17 protein-coding genes are annotated in these 17,207 nt (G+C 42.6%); 9 read left to right on the top strand and 8 right to left on the bottom strand.

What is annotated here, in order from left to right:
- Positions 1–2 precede the first annotated feature (2 nt).
- Together MKO06_RS01775 and MKO06_RS01770 are read left to right on the top strand one after the other, a co-directional pair.
- Entirely contained in the window at positions 3–962 is a 960-nt protein-coding gene (locus MKO06_RS01775; RefSeq protein ID WP_241550624.1) for a GSCFA domain-containing protein, read from the top strand.
- A gap of 286 nt (positions 963–1,248) precedes the next feature.
- The gene (locus MKO06_RS01770) at positions 1,249–1,863 is read left to right on the top strand and encodes a DUF4230 domain-containing protein (RefSeq protein WP_241550623.1); all 615 of its coding nucleotides are present in this window, start codon (positions 1,249–1,251) and stop codon (positions 1,861–1,863) included.
- On the opposite strand, the gene MKO06_RS01765 is transcribed toward MKO06_RS01770, so the two are convergent.
- The 3 genes from MKO06_RS01765 to MKO06_RS01755 all read right to left on the bottom strand — a co-directional run bounded on the left by MKO06_RS01765 (position 1,860) and on the right by MKO06_RS01755 (position 4,644).
- Positions 1,860–3,617, bottom strand: a complete 1,758-nt coding sequence (locus MKO06_RS01765) for an aromatic amino acid hydroxylase (RefSeq protein WP_241550622.1) — start codon at positions 3,615–3,617, stop codon at positions 1,860–1,862. The two genes, MKO06_RS01770 and MKO06_RS01765, sit on opposite strands and share 4 nt — an antisense overlap.
- 116 nt (positions 3,618–3,733) lie before the next feature.
- On the bottom strand, positions 3,734–4,276 hold the full coding sequence (locus tag MKO06_RS01760; RefSeq protein WP_241550621.1) for a DUF4136 domain-containing protein: 543 nt from the start codon (positions 4,274–4,276) through the stop codon (positions 3,734–3,736).
- Positions 4,277–4,473: 197 nt separating this feature from the next.
- Positions 4,474–4,644 carry a C1orf53 family protein gene (locus MKO06_RS01755; RefSeq protein ID WP_241550620.1) on the bottom strand — a complete coding sequence of 57 codons (171 nt, stop codon included), beginning with the start codon at positions 4,642–4,644 and terminating at the stop codon, positions 4,474–4,476.
- 32 nt (positions 4,645–4,676) lie between these two features.
- Here MKO06_RS01755 and MKO06_RS01750 point away from each other — a divergent pair, with 32 nt between their 5' ends.
- From MKO06_RS01750 to hemL, 4 genes are read left to right on the top strand one after another with little or no spacing between them, the layout of a single operon-like run.
- Positions 4,677–5,003 carry a hypothetical protein gene (locus MKO06_RS01750; protein WP_241550619.1) on the top strand — a complete coding sequence of 109 codons (327 nt, stop codon included), beginning with the start codon at positions 4,677–4,679 and terminating at the stop codon, positions 5,001–5,003.
- A gap of 32 nt (positions 5,004–5,035) precedes the next feature.
- Positions 5,036–5,962, top strand: coding sequence for a 1-aminocyclopropane-1-carboxylate deaminase/D-cysteine desulfhydrase (locus MKO06_RS01745; protein ID WP_241550618.1), 927 nt, complete (start codon positions 5,036–5,038; stop codon positions 5,960–5,962).
- Position 5,963: 1 nt separating this feature from the next.
- Positions 5,964–6,773 carry a glucosaminidase domain-containing protein gene (locus tag MKO06_RS01740; RefSeq protein WP_241550617.1) on the top strand — a complete coding sequence of 270 codons (810 nt, stop codon included), beginning with the start codon at positions 5,964–5,966 and terminating at the stop codon, positions 6,771–6,773.
- A 16-nt stretch (positions 6,774–6,789) separates the two neighbouring features.
- A complete protein-coding gene (hemL, locus tag MKO06_RS01735) occupies positions 6,790–8,079 on the top strand; it encodes a glutamate-1-semialdehyde 2,1-aminomutase (RefSeq protein ID WP_241550616.1) in 1,290 nt (429 codons plus the stop codon).
- Between the two features lie 108 nt (positions 8,080–8,187).
- Here the strand turns inward: hemL and MKO06_RS01730 are convergent, their stop codons facing one another.
- Together MKO06_RS01730 and MKO06_RS01725 are read right to left on the bottom strand one after the other, a co-directional pair.
- Entirely contained in the window at positions 8,188–8,790 is a 603-nt protein-coding gene (locus MKO06_RS01730; protein WP_241550615.1) for a sugar O-acetyltransferase, read from the bottom strand.
- Positions 8,791–8,803: 13 nt separating this feature from the next.
- A complete protein-coding gene (locus tag MKO06_RS01725) occupies positions 8,804–10,312 on the bottom strand; it encodes a GH3 auxin-responsive promoter family protein (RefSeq protein WP_241550614.1) in 1,509 nt (502 codons plus the stop codon).
- A 111-nt stretch (positions 10,313–10,423) separates the two neighbouring features.
- Here MKO06_RS01725 and MKO06_RS01720 point away from each other — a divergent pair, with 111 nt between their 5' ends.
- Positions 10,424–11,221 (top strand): DUF2797 domain-containing protein, encoded by a 798-nt coding sequence (locus tag MKO06_RS01720; protein WP_241550613.1) that lies wholly within the window; start codon positions 10,424–10,426, stop codon positions 11,219–11,221.
- 92 nt (positions 11,222–11,313) lie between these two features.
- Here the strand turns inward: MKO06_RS01720 and MKO06_RS01715 are convergent, their stop codons facing one another.
- Positions 11,314–14,004, bottom strand: a complete 2,691-nt coding sequence (locus MKO06_RS01715) for an AsmA family protein (RefSeq protein WP_241550612.1) — start codon at positions 14,002–14,004, stop codon at positions 11,314–11,316.
- Positions 14,005–14,076: 72 nt separating this feature from the next.
- Positions 14,077–14,733: a queuosine precursor transporter gene (locus MKO06_RS01710; RefSeq protein ID WP_425248409.1), complete on the bottom strand. Its 657-nt coding sequence runs from the start codon at positions 14,731–14,733 to the stop codon at positions 14,077–14,079.
- A gap of 154 nt (positions 14,734–14,887) precedes the next feature.
- On the opposite strand from MKO06_RS01710, the gene folK reads away from it, so the two are divergent.
- On the top strand, positions 14,888–16,024 hold the full coding sequence (gene folK / locus MKO06_RS01705) for a 2-amino-4-hydroxy-6-hydroxymethyldihydropteridine diphosphokinase (RefSeq protein ID WP_241550610.1): 1,137 nt from the start codon (positions 14,888–14,890) through the stop codon (positions 16,022–16,024).
- Here folK and MKO06_RS01700 read toward each other — a convergent pair.
- Entirely contained in the window at positions 16,021–16,563 is a 543-nt protein-coding gene (locus MKO06_RS01700; protein WP_241550609.1) for an RNA methyltransferase, read from the bottom strand. The two genes, folK and MKO06_RS01700, sit on opposite strands and share 4 nt — an antisense overlap.
- Before the next feature lie 181 nt (positions 16,564–16,744).
- Here MKO06_RS01700 and MKO06_RS01695 point away from each other — a divergent pair, with 181 nt between their 5' ends.
- On the top strand, positions 16,745–17,176 hold the full coding sequence (locus tag MKO06_RS01695; RefSeq protein ID WP_241550608.1) for a hypothetical protein: 432 nt from the start codon (positions 16,745–16,747) through the stop codon (positions 17,174–17,176).
- Positions 17,177–17,207: the final 31 nt, after the last annotated feature.

Below are 17,207 nucleotides of genomic sequence, written 5' to 3'. Positions count from 1 at the left end.
ATATGGATTTTAGAACCAAAACTCCAATAGAAGAGGGGATGCCTAAAATAGATCATAAAAAGGGTGTTTTTTTGATCGGCTCCTGTTTTGTGGAAAATATAGGAGCCAAAATGGATTGGTTTAAATTCAAAAGTCTTCAGAATCCAACAGGCATCATCTTTCACCCTTCACCAATAAGGAAATTCTTCCAAAGATTATCCAATCATGAGGCCTATACCGAAAAGGACGTTTTTGAGTTCAATGAAGGCTGGCAGTCTCTTGAAGCCCATTCGGTAATGAGGCGTGAGACCAGGGAGGCATGCCTGCATGCACTGAATAATTCCCTGGATGAAAGCAGAAAATTCCTTGCCGATGCTTCTCATGTGATCATTAGCCTGGGTACGGCATGGGGATATACTTTTGAAGCTAAGCCCGATATTGTGGCTAATTGCCATAAGGTGCCTCAGAAAATGTTCCAAAAGGAACTTTCATCGGTAGATGAGATAGTAAACGACCTGGAGGTGATAAGTCACAGTATCGCCCAGCTCAGCGACAAGCCTAAGCTAATTCTAACCATCTCACCGGTGCGGCATTTAAAAGATGGGCTTGTTCAAAACCAACGGAGTAAGGCTCATCTTATCACTGCTGTGCACCGATTTGTAGAAAATGCTGAAAATGCTGCCTATTTTCCATCTTACGAGATATTGATGGATGAACTTAGGGATTACCGGTTCTATGCAGATGATATGTTGCATCCAAGTAGTCTTGCAATTGAATATATCTGGAAGCTCTTTTCTTACAGTTATCTCACTGCCGGATCAAGGGAATTGAACCTCCAGATCGATAAGATCCAGAAGGCACTTTCTCATCGTTCACGAGAAGGAAATTCAGTAAATCATAGGAAATTTCTTACACGTTTACAAGCTAAAATCGAGGAAATTAATAAAAAATACCCTGAAATAACTTTTTCTCAGCCCTTATGAATATTGGGATTGTTAATTTTTTAGTAGAAAGCAAAGTATATTTTCATAATTTATATTAAAAAAATTGTATTTTTATCAAACAAATTTGAAGTAAATATGAATTATTTGCAGAGGATGTACACCTCAAATAATCAACCGTTTACCGATGATTTGTTTTCTAAAATTTGTTGGGGTAGATTTTAGAATTTACTAAAGGACGGGTGGGGCCGTCCTTTAGTTTTTTATAACACGTGCATCTTCACTATTTTTCTCAGGTTTTTCTATCTTTTCGGTATAAAATCAACTTATGAAAAATTTCATTCTAGCTTTGTTATTTCTTGCCGTAATCATCCTGGGTTTTATGTACTGGGATCAGCAGAATGAAAAAAGGGAAACCCTGGAGGAGAATACGGCACTTATACAACAACAGATAAGAAATGTGGGCAAGCTGGTGGTTACTGAAGGTAGCTTTAGCCAGGTCTTTACCTATAAGAATTCAAAAAGCTTCTACTTTGATGTGCTTTCAGCCAGGAAAAAGGCGCTTATCATAGTGAATGCTGAAGCAAGTGTGGCTTACGATCTGAGTAAACTTGAAATAGAAGTTGACGAGGAAAATCAAAAGGTGATCATAAATAGCATTCCCGAAGAGGAGATCAGTATCAACCCGAATATTAAATATTACGATGTTACCCAGGATTATCTCAACCAGTTCGAGGCTGAGGACTATAACAAGATCAAAGAGCGGGTGGAAAAGGGATTACGTGAAAAAATCGAGAATTCCAGTCTTAAAACCAACGCGCGTAACCGATTGATAAGTGAACTTCAAAAGATCTATATCCTTACAAATAGTATGGGCTGGACCCTGGAATACCGCGGCCAGCCCATTGAAAGCTCTGAAGTGCTGGAAGGTATCCGGCTTTAGATGGTTGCGAGTTTTTGCTGGGTCATTTCGATACCATCGTCTATCAAATGAGCAACCTCCGGCCTGCGTGTTTTTAATTTTTCCAGGTGTTCCTTAACCTCTTTAGCAAGGTCCTGGTCATCATCAACTGCAAGTTCATAGATCTCTACAGATAATAGCCAGTCTTTTGGGTGATGTTTTTTTACGATATCAAAAGCAGCATTCAGGGAGAATTTAGTGTTCTCTCCGTTGCGTATGTTCCTAACCGATTCATATAAGGATTCCAGTTCTTCACGTTCTGGAGTTTTCTTGCTTTTGATCGTTGTTGTGGATGGCGTATGATTGATCAGGTCAAAAGAATCATGATCTGCCGGCCCTGCAAATGCTGAAATAATAGCTTTCCCTACGGCCATGTCATACTGGCCCCATTCAGGTTTGAACAGGATCTTTTCTCCATAACTTACGGTGCAATTCTTAAAACTGATCAGGATGATCTTTCCCTGAAGGTTCCTGGTGCCTGTAATGATCTCACCTTCAACTTTTACACCGCCTTCAAACTCGAGGACTACAGACTCACCTTCATAGATGTCGTAAGCCCTGAGATCTCTAGGGCTCATATCTTCAATGGCCAGGTTGATGCCTTTTAAGGTGCCAATTGGTGATCCAAATCCTTCGGGATGAGTAGAAACGCCATGCCCTACCAGTTCTTTTTCCCGGTAGGAGAGTGCTGTTTTTCCTTCGGTTTGAATATAGACCGGTTTTCCTTCGTGTTCGATCACATTAGAAAAGTTTCCGGAGACTTGGATCCCTGTACTTAATTCAATACTGCCTATGGTTTTGGAATCGATGAGTTTTTGTACGCCTTCGAGTCCGCCTTTTCGCAGCGCCATCTTATTGGCAAATTCTTCCAGAACCAGGCTCAAATGAGCAAAATCTGGAGTTACGTATAGTTGAGGCTGAGGTTTTGTGATATCGAATTCCTGTTTAGAAGCTTCAATAGAATAGGGGAGCTTTTTTACCGCATCGGTGAGGCAGGATTTGCTTTCCCCGATAGAGGAGAGCAAGCCGGCTCCATAGATCTTCGGATTTTCAAGAGTGCCAATCAATCCGTATTCTACCGTCCACCAGTGTAAATTCCTAATCTGGGACATTTCGCTTGGTTTCACTTCCTTATTCTGAAGCTCATCCACACGTTTTTCAACTTCTTCGATCTTTTCAGCCGGAGTATCTTCGGCCTCTTTTAAAATGGAAAGTTCGCGAATGGCTTCGTAAACCTCGTAATCATGAGAACTCGAAATGGCTTTACAGCCAATTTCGCCAAATCTACGAAGGTATTCGGCATATTCAGGATTGGCGATGATGGGTGCATGCCCTGCTCCCTCGTGAATGATATCAGGAGCAGGAGTATATTCAATATGCTCTAATTGCCTAATATCACTGGCAATTACAAGTACATTATAAGCCTGGAATTCCATGAATGCAGCAGGGGGGATGAATCCGTCAACGGCCACCGCTGCCCAGCCAATTTCTTTCAGGATCCGGTTCATCCCGTACATATTTGGGACACTGTCTATAGATATTCCTGTTTGTTTTAATCCCTGTAAATAAGAATCATGCGCGACCTTACTAAGATAATCCACGTTTTTTCGCATTACATAGCGCCAGACCGCCTGGTTTATCGGGGTGTAATCGTCATAATTCTGTGGCTTGATATATTGTTGAAGATGGGCCGGAAGCCTGTCAAGTATCTCGTTCGATTGGATGTTATCTAACATGATTCGGGTTTACTAAAACGTTTGCGTTAAAAGTACAAAATTTGATACACACATTGAAAGTTTCTCGCTGATTCCGGGATTAAAAAAGCCCCTCAAATAGGGGCTGAAGTTTAAATTTATTTTTCACGACCTGGAGGATATTTCTCCATGATCTTGGCGACGATATCATTTATTCGTTCCTGTTTTTTGTTAACCTCTTTCGCCAAAGCTGCGGTACCCATTCCCTGCCATACAAGTTCTTTGTCTGTGGCATCAATCAGGTCTATATACAGCGTTCCTTCGCTGGTGCGGCTTACCGTGTTAAATCCGGTTCCCCAGTACCATGGGTTCCAGCCCCATCCATAGCCCCAGTATGGGAAATTGTTCTGGTAAATATTAATATTTTCATTGGTCTTGGTAAAAATGCTGATAAGCAGATCTGGGTTTTCAGATTTTGTAAATCCTTTTTTAGACATTTCGTCTTCGATGGCTCTAAGGATTCGCTTTTTGTCGAGATCTGAAATAGCTGCTTTATCAATTCCTGGTTTAAAGAAAGCGTAGGTTCCATACTGGGAAAAATCGGCCTCGCGATCATAATCGGAAGCAACACTTATACTCGCACAGGATGATGTCATCAGGGCAAGTACAAAAAACAGAGTAGTAATTTTCACTAATTTCATAGTTCGATATTTATTTTGAACAAAGCATGGTCGAAATTTTTCAATTTCCCAAATGCTTGATTTTGAGTTTGATTATAAGTTGATGAAGCCCTCTGAATGCAATTTAAAAACTACTTTAAAAGACTTCTATGATTGCTTATAAAGCCTCAACAATCATGCCTTAATAGTTCAGTTAGATCCCTGCGGATTAAATTCTGTTAATCCTGGCTGTTGGTTTTGGGATCGTATCCATAAGGGCAGTGCCTGCATCCACTTTCACAACAGTAGCCTCGTTTTAAATGGTATTGTTCAGTAAAGCACCGGTATCCTTCGGGTGTTAAATAATAATCTCCTTCCTCCAGGGGGATTCTTTTTCTCTGAAAATTCATGGGGCTAAAATACAATTTCTTATCTTGAATCCATGATTTTGGTGGTGAACAAGATATTGCTTTCAGGCAGGTTTAAAGGGATAAGTCTCTGGCCTTTTGTGATCCTGGAAAACAAGGAACTGAAGGCTGATAAGCTGTTCATCAACCATGAGAGGATACATTTAAGGCAACAGCTGGAATTATTGCTGGTCTTTTTCTATATATGGTACGGGATCGAATTCCTGGTTCGATTTATCGATTGCAGGGATTGGATGCTGGCCTACCGGAATATCAGTTTTGAGCGCGAGGCCTATCGCCGGGAAAATGACCTGGCATATCTCAAAAAAAGGCCATTCTGGGCATTTCTAAAATTTCTTTGATCTTTCTGAATTGCATGGCTTAGTTTTGCACTATGCAGGACCCGCTTTTCCAACAGAAAAACGATATTCCCAATCAGTTCATAACCGAATTGCCTGGGAATATCCAGCTTTTTATGAAACGAGAAGACCTGTTACATCCCGATGTTTCGGGAAATAAGTTCAGAAAACTTAAGTATAATCTGAAGCAGGCCAGCGAAAATGGCTATCAGAAATTGCTCAGTTTCGGTGGAGCACATTCCAATCATATCGCAGCACTGGGGGCCGCTGCAAAATTATTTCAATTTGAGGTCATAGGAGTAATTAGAGGAGAAGAATTAAAGGATGAGCCTGAAAAGTGGAGTCCCACTCTTGAATATGCAGAATCCTGCGGAATGCAGTTGCATTTTGTTTCCAGGCAGGATTACCGGTTAAAAGATTCAGAAGAATTTATTGAGACATTAAAGTCGAAATTTGGGAATTTTTACCTGATCCCGGAAGGCGGGACCAATGAACTCGCGATCAGGGGCTGTGAAGAGATCCTTGTAGAAGAAGATTTTAAATTTGATTTTATCTGTTCGTCGGTTGGAACAGGGGGAACTGTATCCGGACTTATCAATTCTTCCGCTAAGCATCAGAAGGTTTTGGGCTTTTCGGCCTTAAATTCGGATCATCTCAGGCAGGAGATCACCGGGCTTACAAGCAAGTCTAATTGGGAATTGATACTAAACTATCATTTTGGTGGTTATGCTAAGGTGAATGTAGAACTGATCGAATTCATCAATGATTTCAGAAAAAAATACGACCTACAACTGGATCCTGTTTATACCGGGAAATTAGTTTTTGGTATTTTTGACCTTGTAGAACGATCTTATTTTCCTGAAGGTTCGCAAATCCTCGCCATTCATACCGGAGGATTGCAGGGAATAGAGGGGATGAACGAGATCTTAAAAAAGAAACAACTGCCTCAAATCGATTATTAATATGAGATTCAGCCGAATTTTAGCCTTTTTGATTTTTGCCATTTTTGCCAGTTCCTGCGGAAGCAAGCGCAAGGTAGTGACCACCAAAAAAGAAGAGCAAAGAAACCAGGATCGGGAAGTGGTTACCAACAGGCAGGATAGTCCGGAAAGACCGGTTTCCAGGCCAGGCACTTATAGTTATAGCGTTGAAAGCTATATTTCAGAATTTGCTCCGCTGGCCCAGGAAGAGATGAGGCTATATAGAATTCCCGCCAGCATCACCCTTGCCCAGGGAATCCTGGAGTCGGGGGCCGGGAACGGTGATCTTACCCGAAGAGCGAATAATCATTTCGGTATAAAATGTCATGACTGGGAAGGTGAAAGGGTTTATCATGATGACGACAAAAGAGGTGAGTGTTTCAGGAAATATAAGCATGCGCGGTATTCTTTCAGGGATCATTCCCTTTTCTTAACAGGGCGCGGCAGGTATGCTGAACTTTTTGACCTGGATGCCGATGATTATAAAGGCTGGGCCAAAGGTTTGCGCAAAGCAGGTTATGCGACAGACCGAAAATATCCCGATAAACTCATCAGTTTGATCGAAAGATATGAGCTGTATCGTTACGATTCAGAAATTTTGGGCAGTCCCAATAGGCGATATTCAGAAGTTACTGAAAATACAAGGGATGCAAGGGAAAGCCATGTGGTTCAAAAAGGCGATACCTTGTATTCGATCGCGAAAAGGTATAATACTACGGTAGAAAATATAAAAAGGAATAATGGTCTTAACGGGAATACGATTTCCATAGGCCAGGTTTTAAATATTAAATAGCAGAAGTTTAGATTTTATGATTTATAAAAGAAGCAGTGAGTTATTTGCAGAGGCGCAGAAGGTGATTCCAGGCGGAGTGAATTCGCCGGTAAGGGCATTTAAAGCGGTAGGCGGGGAGCCTATTTTCGTTGAAAAGGCCGAAGGTGCTTACCTCTATGATGAAGACGGAAACAAACTGATTGACTATATCAATTCCTGGGGTCCGCTTATTCTAGGCCATGCTCATAAACCGGTTATAGACGCGGTGATCGAAAAGGCCAGGAAAGGAACCTCTTTTGGTACACCTACCGAGATCGAAACCAAAATTGCCGAACTGGCGGTAAAGATGGTTCCGAATATCGATAAGATACGAATGGTGAATTCCGGCACCGAAGCATGTATGAGCGCGGTGAGACTGGCTCGTGGCTTTACCGGGAAGGAAAAGATCATCAAATTCGCTGGTTGCTATCATGGGCATAGCGATTCGTTCCTTATACAGGCGGGGAGTGGAGCCGTGACCTTTGGAACTCCAAACAGCCCCGGTGTGACCCAGGGAACTGCAAAAGATACTTTGCTGGCAAAGTATAACGACCTGGATAATGTAAAGGAACTGGTAGAGGCAAATAAAGATGAGATCGCCTGTATCATCCTGGAACCCGTAGCCGGGAATATGGGATGTATTCCGCCCGCAGAAGGATTCCTGGAAGGTCTTAGAAAGATCTGCGACGAGACTGGGATTCTCCTTGTGTTTGATGAGGTGATGACCGGCTTCCGGCTTGCTGCTGGAGGAGTTCAGGAAAGAAGGGGTATTAAAGCTGATATCATCTGCTTCGGAAAAGTGATAGGTGGCGGACTTCCTGTTGGAGCGTTCGCGGCCCGAAACGAGATCATGGATTACTTGGCGCCTATTGGGCCGGTTTACCAGGCCGGAACCTTAAGCGGGAATCCGCTGGCGATGGCAGCCGGCCTGGCGATGCTTGCCGAGCTGGATTCCAAAAGAGAGATCTTTGAAAGCATCGATAAAAAGACCGAATATCTTCATAAAGGAATGCAGAATGTGCTGAATAGAAATAAAGTAGCCTTTACTATCAATAGGGAAGGTTCTATGATCTCGGTTCATTTTGGCGAAGAACCGGTGACCGACTTTGATTCGGCGGCAGTTTCTGCCAGAAATGGAAAATTCAACAAGTTCTTCCACGGAATGCTGGAAAACGGAATTTATATCGCCCCAAGTGCCTTTGAGACCTGGTTCATCAGTGATGCTCTTTCTTACGAAGACCTTGATCGAACCATTGAAGCGGTGGATAAGGTGACCAAAGACTGGTAAAAAATTATCAATTTATATAAGATCCGGGAAGCGAAAGTTTTCCGGATTTTTTGTTTTTAAAGATCAGGATGATCATCTTGAATTGAGTTCAGGATCTCAAAAAAAAGATCATTCTTCGAATTTTCTCTTTCTGAAGTAAAAATGCTTGTCTTCATTTGTGATCTCCCTGATCACCTTGCAGGGATTTCCTGCTGCGATCACATTGGCCGGAATATCTTTGGTAACCACACTTCCGGAGCCGATCACCGTATTATCCCCAATCTTCACTCCTGGGTTAATAACCGAATTTCCACCGATCCATACATTATTTCCAATGCTCACCGGGATGGCGTATTCCAGGCCGGTATTTCTCATTTCGGCATCTATTGGATGCCCGGCAGTGAAGATGCTAACATTGGGCGCCAGCATCACATTATCACCAATTTTAACCTTTGCGCAATCCAGGATGGTACAGTTATAATTGGAATAAAAGTTCTCACCTATTTCAATATTATAGCCATAATCGCAGTAAAAAGGAATTTCGATATGAAACTTTTTTCCGGTTGATCCCAATAGTTTTTGGTAGAGTTTATTCCTGTTTTCGATCTTTGCCGGCGGAATATGGTTGATCTCAAAGCAAAGACTTTGGGAAAAAAGGCGTTCAGTGGCCAGTTCGTCATCTGAAGCCAGGTAAGGCTTCTCGTTCAACATTTTTTCCTTTTCTGAAGCCATACTCAATCGAAATTTACATTTTCAGGAGTTCCTCGATATATGTCCGGGAATTGGATAGCCTTGGGACTTTATGCTGCCCGCCAACCTTATCGTTTTTCTTCAGCCAGTCATAAAATAGATTTGGCCTTGCCACATGAATGGTTGGCATTCTCAAGGTCATATTATTATAGCGTTTCGCCTCGTAATCGCTGTTCACCTCCTGCAAGGCAAGATCCAGCTGTTTCTGGAAATTGTCAAAATCCTTTGGCGGAGTTTTGAATTCGATCATCCACTCGTGGGCACCTTTCTTTTTGCCTTCCATGAAAATGGGCGCCACGGTATAGTCTATAATTTCGCAATTAGTGACCAGGCAAACTTTTTTCAACGCGTTTTCAGCATTTTCGATGATGAGTTCCTCGCCGAAGACATTGATGTGATGCTTAGTTCGTCCAGAAACCTTGATCCGGTATGGATCCAAATTAGTGAATTTTACGGTGTCGCCAATCTTATATCGCCACAGTCCGGCATTGGTCGTGATCACAACCGCATAATTCTTTCCCAGTTCCACTTCGCTAAGCGGGATGGCTTTTTCCTCTTCGGAACCATATTGATCCATCGGAATGAATTCATAAAAGATTCCGTAGTCAAGCATGAGCAATAGTTCCTTGGTGTCGTTATGGTCCTGGCAGGCGAAAAAACCTTCCGAAGCATTATAGATCTCATAGAATCTGAAATCTTCTTTTGGCAAAATCTTCTGGTATTGAGAAGCATAAGGCTCAAAACTTACGCCACCATGGAAATAGACCTCCAGTTGTGGCCATACCTCGAATAAATTCTGTTTTCCGGTAGTTTCCAGTACATTGTTCAGCAACACAAGCATCCAGCTGGGAACTCCGGCCAGGCTGCTTACTTTTTCCTTAATGGTTTCATCCACAATGGCCTGCATCTTATATTCCCAGTCGTGCATCAGGGACACCTCGTTGCTAGGTGTACTGCTGAACTCGGCCCAGAAAGGCATATTGTCGATCAGTATGGCTGAAAGGTCCCCGTAGGAAGTTCCGTTTTCGCGGTATAATTCCTTGCTGCCTCCCAGTCGTAAACTTTTCCCGGTGAATAATTGTGATTGCGGATTGTTGTTCAGGTAAATGCACAAAAGATCTTTTCCGGCCGCGTAATGGCAATCCTCCAGCGAATCGCTGCTCACCGGGATGAACTTGCTTTTGGCGCTGGTGGTTCCGCTGGATTTTGCAAACCATTTTATTGGTGTTGGCCAGAAGATATTAGACTCTCCAAGCCGGCTACGCTCGATATCGGCTTCATATTCCTCGTATTTCTGGATAGGTACCCGGTCCCTGAACTTTTCATAATTATGAATATCTGCAAAACCATAGCGTTTACCGAATTCGGTAGTTTTAGCTTTGAGAAGCAAGTTTTTCAACAGTTCATGCTGGACTTCATTAGGGTATTTGATGAATAATTCCATCTGATGAATTCTTTTCTTCAGAAACCATGAAGCGATCGAGTTTACTAATGGAATTGGCATTATTCTTTTTATCTTTAGCCCTTATTGCATGCGGGCGTTCGTTACCTGGTTAAAAATAATCGAAACTTTGAAGCCTGCAAAAATTTCATTCAGTCTTAAATAAAATTTCTGATGCACTACGAGGGAGTCCTTACGAAAATGAGAACCGAGATCACAGATGTGGTTCAGTATTACCTGGTCTGGGATAACGATTTTATCAATTTTAACCAATTGCTTGGCAAAAAGATAAGTATCAATTTCCTGAAATACCAGTGTTTGAGCTGCGGCCTGGAAAAAAAGATCTTCAGGCAAGGCTTTTGTTATGACTGTTTTCAATCTATTCCCCAAGCCGGTGACTGGGTGATAAGTCCGGAGAAAAGCCGTGCGCACCTGGACGAGGAAGATCGCGACCTGGAATTTGAAAAAAGGGCACAGTTGCAACCGCACGTGGTCTACCTGGCCAATTCCAGCGATGTAAAGGTTGGTGTAACCCGAAAATCGCAGATTCCTACACGATGGATAGACCAGGGGGCTCATGAGGCCATCGAGATCGTTGAGGTGCCTAATCGCTACCTTGCCGGGATCACCGAAGTAGCCTTGAAAGATCATGTTTCAGATAAAACAAACTGGAGAAAGATGCTAACCAACGAAGTGTTGGACCTGGACCTGGCTGAAGTTCGTGAGAAGTTAAAGCAGTATATTCCGGAGGAAGCCAGGGAATATTACCTGGCCAGCAATAAGGAAACCGAGATAACATTTCCGGTGAAAAAATTCCCGGAAAAGATCAAGACCCTGAACCTGGGTAAAAATCCATTTTACGAAGGAGTGCTTACAGGTATCAAAGGCCAGTATTTGCTTTTTGAGGACGGGACCGTTTTTAATGTACGAGGCCACGAAGGTTTTGTAGTAGAGCTGAAGGTGCTGGTATAATTAAAAAAAGTCACCCTTCTTAAGCCTTTCGTCAAGCACATGACGGGCTGCTCAGGGTGACTGTGTTTATTAGGATAAGGATACTTCCCTAATTAATTTTGTTTTTGCTGGGTAGTGTCAGTTTTCTTTTTACCTGATTTTAGAATTCCACCCAGGATGTCCTTGGCCGCATTCTTAACCTGTTCCTGTTGAGACCGGGTGATCGAATCTCTTTTGGTAGGAACATTCGTTGCAGAAGTATCGGTGCGGGTAGTATCTTTTTTGAAAGGTTTCTTCGGATCTCTTTTTCCGGTGAGAATGTCATTAATAGCACCTACGGCTTTATCTTCCAGGTTGCGTTTTTGCTGCTCCGCAATCCTTTGGGTAAGATTATTCACGGCCTGGTTCATATTAAGCGCAACATTTGGATTCTGAAAAGTTCCAGTAAGATCTACGGGTAAGGTAACTCTCATGCTTTGCATTTGCTCACCGCTTAGTCTGCTTAATGCGCTACCAATTTCAGACCCCAGGTATTTGGCAGGTACATCCAGGCTTAGGTCATAATCCATATTCATATCGAATCCATGACTACCGGCAACTCCTATTTTAATATCCTTAATGTTAAAATCGAAGGGTGAAATTTCAACCATCCCGTTATTAATTGTAAGATTTGTTTTAAGATTGCTCAAATCTATATCATTAAAATCTATAAAGTTAAGCTGACTATCAAGTCTCGAGAGGAGGGCTGCTTTTTCAGGGTTGATCTCTGCTGTTAAAATCTGGGCCAGCGCATTCCCTGCCAAACTGGATAATTGCGGGGTGAGATCATCATTCAGTTTCCCTTTAAGATTAAGAGTAGATTGTAATTTCCCTTCCAGGGCTCTAGCCAGTGGAGCCAGGTTTTGCATCAATTCAAGATCATTGAATGAACTGGCGATGTCAATTGAATTCAGGTTCAGGTCCATCTCGAAAGTGGGGACCTGTTCTTTGGTCGAAACAATACCATCCAACCCGATATTCCCATTAAAAATACTGGTCTTTATATTTTGAAGCTGAGCGGTCTCGTCTCTGATGACCAAAGTTCCCGTAGCATTCTTTAACTGAAGGTTATCGTAAAGAACGGTATTGGCGTTGAAGTTCAGAACCACGTCCAGGAAAGAAGGAATCTTCACGGCTTCTTCCCCGGTTGGTGTGGAAACCGTTTTGTCGTTACCATTTTCATCTTTTTCAATACTTTCTTCGGTTTGGGCGACCATAAAGTCGTTTACCGAAAATGTATTCGAACTGGCCTGGAAATTCCCTTTCAATTGCTGATCGGTAAACAAGAAACCAATCAGGTTCTCCAGGCTACCAGAAGCGGTAAGATCGGTCTGGCCGGTAGTGAGTTTTAATTCCGGCACCCGAACATTTCCCTGGTTAAAGTTCATATTGGCGTTGGCGATCTTCACCTCGTTAGGTATCTCGGGAGAAGCATACCTGAAATTCTTTATACTGGCTGTTCCGCTGCTTTGTACATTTTGATATTGTTCATTTTCGATACTGTTCATATCGAATTTGGTCTGGATATCAGCTGTAAGCAATCCGTTAAGATCCTGGTCCAGATCCAGCGGGTAAGCCTGGCTGATATTTGCCAGGTTGATGCTTCCCTTTACTGCCATATCTACCAGCATGTTTTCGGTAAGATTGCTAATATTGGCTCGCGTTGTAAAACGGTCCTGATCTATTCTAAATGTGGCATTGTTGATATTGATGTAGGTGTCTTCAGCCAGGCCGGTATCATTCAGAATTTCCATGTCCAGGCTTATGTCATCCACGCTTTTCGGCAGATCGGGATACTTGAAAGATGCGTTTTCTGAATTTACGGTGATTTTCATCTTCGGAATATATACGTCATCTACTTTCCCAAAGATCCTTCCGTCTACTATAAAATCACCCCGAGTCTCCACATTTTCGATATTTTTCGCATAGGTTTCGGGAATGATCGCAAGGAAATTTCTGAAATCTGAAGAGGGCGTCTTAAAGCTGATATCCATTTCAGTGTTCTCTTCATTCACCTGCACAAACCCGTCAAAAGTAAGAGGTAGCTGATTGATCCTGGCTTCGTTCTCCAGGAAAGTATAACGCAGCTGTTCCAGGTTCATCTGGAAGATAGCGTCCAGTACCACCGAATGCTGGTTTAGGTAATTAACCCCGTCATAGTCCAGTGAAACCAGGCCTTCAGAATAGGTGTCCAGTTCGGATTCGTCAAGTGAAAAATCACCATTACCTTCATGGTTCAGGTCGCGTACATCAAGACTGATCTTCGAAGCCTCATCCCGGTAAATTACTCTGGAATTATTGATTTCGTAATGTTTGAGGTCCAGGCTAAAACCCTGGCCTCCCGAAGCGGTGCTCGTGGTATCTTCCAGTGCGATATCGTAATTGGCATTACCAAGTGAATCCAGAACGATGTTCACGTAGGCATCATTGAGGATCAATGCGTCTATGCGCTTTGCTTCGGCACTGCTTTTAAAAAGTTCTTTGACTGACATTTCCAGGATGATCTCTTTTCCGGTCGCAAGGGTGTCCCCTTTAAAAGGTTCATTATTGATGATGCTGAGGTCTTCCAGGATCAGGGTCGCTTTGGGAAAACTTCTGAACATACTAAGATCGATATCCTCGAAATCTACCTGTGCATTCAGGTTGTCGTTCATCGTTTTTTTGACCAGGTCTTTCAACTGGGATTCAAAAATGAATGGAGCCACCAGCAATAGCACGATGACGGTGAGTATTACAATTCCGAATATTTTTAAAGCCTTTTTCATGTTGATCAAGCTTAAGTTAATTAATGATTTATAAGTTTCATGGCACCAAGCTGGGCCTGTATATATAATAGGTTAAACATGTTCAAATTTCAATTCTTCAGCAGGTTCCAGGTCAAAGAGCTTTCTTAATCCGTAAACTGCTGCATATAGAAATGGTGTGTCCATTGCCGCGACCAGCACCTTGAAAAGGAAGCCACTTAGCAACAGGCCGCCAAACAGGTCCCAGTCTATTTTACCAAAGCTACAGAGCAAAAACAGGACCGAAAAGGTATCCACGAACTGGGATAAAAAAGTGGAAAAATTATTCCGCAGCCATAAATGTCTGCCTTTGGTCAATCTTTTCCAGAAATGAAAAAGCTGAATATCTATATACTGCGCGAGCAGGTAAGCCACCATGGAAGCAAAAACAGCAATGGCCGTGGCACCAAACACCTTTTCCAACAGGCTATTCCCAATTGGAGACCAGATGGTGGCTGGAACCGCATCTGCTGTATAAACGATCAATAAGGAGAAAAACGAGGCAAAAATGCCGGTCGTGACCACCAGGTTCGCTTTCTTTTTCCCGTAGACTTCGCTAATGATATCGGTGATAAGGAAAGTCACCGGGTAGGGAAGTATACCCACCGAAATTTCAAAAGTGTAGATCCCGAAAAAATCCCAGTAAAAGAACTTTTGAAAGATTAGGTTGGATACTACCAGGGAGGCAATGAACAATGCGGCAAGGACCATATAGCTTTGCTGGGCCCTCACTTGGTTTTTCAGGGAGTGTCTGGTCAAATTTTGTTATTAAGTCTTTTAACAAATTTAAGAGTATGTGCATTTGATTTGCTTAATTTGCTGTGAAATTATGTCACGCTACCTCTTAAAATTTTCTTAAATAGTTTTGAAATCCCCGAAAACAGTAATATTGGCGCTGGGAAGCAATCTTGGTGACCGTATGGCTTACCTGCAAAAGGCATTGGAAAAGATCCATGAAAACATAGGCTGGATCAAGGAAGTTTCCCAGGTTTATGAAACTCCCGCCTGGGGATTTGCTGGGGAAGCTTTCTTAAATGCCTGTGTACATGTTTCCACGCGACTGGAAGCAAAACAGGTGCTTTTTGAATTGCTAGAAATCGAAACCGAATTGGGCAGGGAACGCAAAAATCCTTCGGAATACCAGGACCGGACGATAGACCTGGACCTGTTACTTTACGGGGAAGAAGTGATCGATCTGCCAGATTTGAAAGTGCCTCACCAGGGCATTCCCAACAGGCTTTTTGTTTTAAAGCCCCTCAATGATCTTGCAGCATCCTGGAAACACCCTGTTCTTCAGAAAAGTTTTTCTTTACTGCTTAAGGAAACCCCAGATCAGTCAGAAATAAACCTTTTTAAAGCCCAGCTTCAGAATCCTCAAAAAGATTACCGGTTTTCTTCTTTCAATTATATTGCCGTAGAGGGGAATATCGGGGCTGGGAAGACCAGTTTTTCCACGATGGTTTCTGAAGATTTCAACGCCAAACTCATCCTGGAACGATTTAAAGATAACCCGTTTCTGCCAAAATTCTACGAGAACAAGGACCGGTATGCCTTTCCGCTTGAAATGTCATTTCTGGCCGACCGTTACCAGCAGCTGGCCGATGACCTGGCGCAGTATGATCTTTTTAAGGAATTCGTGATTTCAGATTACGACGTCTTTAAGTCCCTTATTTTCGCCCGCATCACACTGCACGAAGATGAATATGCTCTCTATCATAAATTATTTCATTTGATGTACAAGGAACTCGTTAAGCCCGAATTGTACATTTACCTGTACCAGAATACCGAGCGATTGCTTGAGAATATCAGGAAAAGGGGAAGGGATTACGAGCAGAACATTCAGCCGGAATACCTGGTAGAGATCAATAGGAGTTACCTGAACTTCATCAAATCACAGAGCAATATGAAGGTGAAAGTGATCGATATTTCAGGGCTTGATTTTGTAGATAGGCGCGGTGATTATTTAAAACTCCTGGATGAAATAGACAGGGCAGTTGATTAATTCCTGGACCTGAGCTTAGAAAACAGGTCCCAAAGAATAACCCCTGCACTCACCGAAATATTCAGGGAGTGTTTATTGCCCAGTTGTGGTATTTCAATAACAGCATCGCTGGCCGTGACCACCTCCTGTTGTACTCCCTTTACTTCATTTCCAAACACAACGGCTATTAGGTTTTCCTTTGGAGGCTGGAAGTCGTTAAGCATCACCGCGCCTTCAGCCTGTTCGATGGAATAAACCTTGATCCCTTCAGCCTTTAGATCCTTCACCAGTTCCAGGCTGTTTTCTACGTATTCCCAATCTACGGTCCTGGTGGCGCCAAGGGCGGTTTTCTGAATGTCCTTATGCGGTGGTTGAGCAGTGATGCCACACAGGTATATTTTTTCGATTAGAAAGGCATCTGAAGTACGGAATACCGATCCAATATTATTCAGACTTCTAATATTATCCAGGATGACGATAATTGGCGTTTTGCTGGCCTTCTTAAATTCATCGATGCTCTTCCTGTCCAGCTCGCTGTTCTTCAGTTTCCGTTTATTCATGTCGCAAAAATAGAAAATTGCACAGGGAAAATTAAAATCAATAAGAGGCTGTTAGTCATTTAGTTAAAATTAATTTTTAAATTAGTAAGGCATTTCCCCCTCAGAAGATGAACCTTCCTACCCTATAAGCCTTTCGGGTTCTTTGCTATTTGATAGTGCTATTAACCAAAAACCAAATATTATGAAGTGTTTCAAACACCTTTTACCAGTTCTATTTTTAGTGATCAGTATTCAGGTGGGTTCAGCCCAGGAAATGAAAGCTGAAAAGTACGACAACCCTCAATGGGTAAGAATTTCATACATCAAATTCAGTCCCATGAAAAAGGATCCGGCCATGGAGATCATCAATAATTATTTCGCAAAAGCCGACGAGGATGCAGGTATCGCGGCTCCCACGACCTATCATTTTCCTTTTGGTGAATATGATATGATGGTGATCTGGGAAATACGGGATGGTATCGAAGAGTTGAACTATAAGATGACTCCTGAAGACGCCGAATGGATGAAGTCCATGGCAAAGATCGCTGGTGGCCAGGATAAGGCAATGGCTAAATTTGAGGAATTCACCTCGTATATTGAAGACTGGAAAAATACCATTGCAAGGAAGGAGTAGTACCAAAAAGCGACCAGGTTCGAGCCGGTTT

Source organism: Christiangramia oceanisediminis (assembly GCF_022570735.2).
Classification (GTDB): domain Bacteria; phylum Bacteroidota; class Bacteroidia; order Flavobacteriales; family Flavobacteriaceae; genus Christiangramia; species Christiangramia oceanisediminis.
This window is presented reverse-complemented; position numbering and strand designations above follow the sequence as displayed.